Below are 2323 nucleotides of genomic sequence, written 5' to 3' on the forward strand. Positions count from 1 at the left end.
CGGCAGGCGCCGCAGGCGGTGGGCCGCGAGAGGCGGGGGATACAGAAGGCGTTCCGCCAGCTGCGCGGTCTGGCGGTCAACGTGAACCAGATCGCCTATGCGCTGAACCGTGGCGTGCTGACCGGGGCAGGGGCCGACTTGACACATGCCGAAGTGGCCGCCCTGCGCGACGAGGTTGCGGTTTTGCGCAAGGCGCTCAGCGCCTATGCCGGGGGGCGGTTCCGGTTCCAGACCAGCGGCGCTGATCTGGAGGCCGCAGATGAGTGAGTTCAAAACCACGCTGGGGTTTCAGGATTGCTGGTTGCCGCGCACATCCCGCACCGTCACAGCCCCCGCGAGCGGGTCTTTTGGGGTGTCTGATGGCGCGCCCCAGGACAGCGATGGCCCGAAGGCGTCAAACGGAGGAGGTGGTTCCCGGTCGAGCCACGCGGCGTCCATTTCTGCCGCCGACAAGGCGCGGCTGGCCCGCGTGGTGAAGGGCACCCCCGAAGTGATGGTGAAGGTCTCTCGTCCGGCGAAGAACGACAAGTCGGGTAATCCCATCAAGGTCACGCGGGCAACCGAGGCCCTGCGGGTCAGCGAGCATCTCGCCTATATCAGCCGCAACGGGAAACTCGATGTTGAGAATGACCGGGGCGAGGTCTTTACCGGCGGGCAGGAGGTGGCCGCGATCTACCGCGAGTGGATGAACAGCCATGATGAGGATCGTGACAACCATCGCGCGACGGACCGGACCCGGATCTCCACCAGCATGATGTTCTCCATGCCAGCCCATGTGAACGGCGAGGCCGTGAAAGATGCTGTGCGGGCGTTGGGAGAGCAGGAGTTCAAGGGCCGACATGACTACGTCATGGCGTTGCACACGGACACGCAGCATCCCCATGTCCATTTGACGGTACGCACAATCGGTCAGGACGGAGAGCGTCTGAACCTGCGCAAGGCCGACCTGCAGCACCTGCGCGACACCTTTGCCGAAAAGCTGCGACAGCGGGGGATCGAGGCGGAAGCAACTCCGCGCCACGCGCGTGGCAAGACCCGCAAGGGTGAGGCGACGCCGGTCTACAAGATCCGTCAGCGCGGCAGGCGCCCACTGGCGGATGCCCGCAAGGAACGGCAGGTGCAGCGCGAGTTGAAAGACAACGCGGGTCGGCTGGCGCAAAAGCCGTGGGATGATGCCCTGGTGGCGCGTCGCAATCGCGTAATGACAACCTACGGCAATGCCGCGCGGGTTCTGGCGGCCTCTGACGATCCTGCAGACCGCGAACTTGCCGACGCCACCCAGCGGTTCACTGCACGGCTGACCGATACCACCACACAACGCCTGCAGATGGCGCAATCGCTAGATCAGGGCGGGCAGGGCTGGGCTCAGCCCTCGCGCGACGGGAAGGATCGTGGGGATTCAAGGCCAGAGGTGTCCTGGGAGCGCGAAAGGGGCAGCGGCAAGGATCGGGAGCGTTAAAGGGCGCAGCGGCGTCATTGATTGCACAAAAGATTTAGCCGTCCGGTGGGGCGCAACATCCGAGCATGCAAGCTGGCGCTACTCAGTCACGATCACGTTCAGGCGCCAGTTTGGCGGAAGCCGACCCACGGAAGGCCGCTCACGCGCTCGATGATGCTGCAGGCCGTTCGACCGGCAGCAACGCGCAGGAAGAGGACATGGCAAACTCAGCCTTCTGACGAGATCTCGCGACGTTTCATGCTGCGATGCCGCGCGCAAAATATGCCTTTCGCCGCAGCTTCATCATTCAAGGATACCCAACCGGCAACAGTGCGGGACGATCCAGATTTGTTGAGTGAGTCAGATACGTCGCGACCATGCTCCGAGCCCTTAATCCGATTTGGGTCATCGACGCTGTTGCCCCGGAGCGGTGAATCAATCTGACATTGCGGGTCGTAGTGACCCTGTTCAGGCGCTTGCGGCCTACATCAGCGCTGGATTCAACGCATGGACGTCAACAAAACGCCCAAAATTTTGGCGGCCTCTCGCGCAGGTAGCCCTGAAGGGATTTAAGGCGCACTCAATGGTATCACATACGCTAACAGCACATTGCCGCACCGCAGCAATCGGGCAGGGTATTTTTGCCTCTCCTGTTTCGTCGCAGCATAAGGAAAAGATTGAAATTTATTAAGCCATTGAATCCGTGCTGCTGTGCGGAAAAAGGAGCAGGCCTTTGAACTATGCAACTCTCACCCAAATCATGCGCCGACTGGCATTAGAAGCAGGCGACAAGATCATGGATGATCTACGATTCCGACGATTTTGACGTGAAGACAAAGTCGGATGATAGCCCGGTCACAGCGGCGGACGAAGCGGCGGATGCGC

2 protein-coding genes and 1 pseudogene are annotated in these 2323 nt (G+C 61.7%); all 3 read left to right on the top strand.

From position 1 onward, the window contains the following. Window positions 1–267: plasmid mobilization relaxosome protein MobC (mobC, locus tag P775_RS00495; RefSeq protein ID WP_143520748.1), on the top strand; the 267-nt coding region annotated here is incomplete at its 5' end. Then, entirely contained in the window at window positions 260–1459 is a 1200-nt protein-coding gene (locus tag P775_RS00500; protein ID WP_099909129.1) for a relaxase/mobilization nuclease domain-containing protein, read from the top strand. The genes mobC and P775_RS00500, both read left to right, overlap by 8 nt. 739 nt (window positions 1460–2198) lie before the next feature. After that, window positions 2199–2323, top strand: a pseudogene (locus P775_RS28675) (3'(2'),5'-bisphosphate nucleotidase CysQ); the annotation flags it as partial.

It is taken from the genome of Puniceibacterium antarcticum (genome assembly GCF_002760615.1).
In the GTDB taxonomy this organism is placed as follows: Bacteria; Pseudomonadota; Alphaproteobacteria; order Rhodobacterales; family Rhodobacteraceae; genus Puniceibacterium; species Puniceibacterium antarcticum.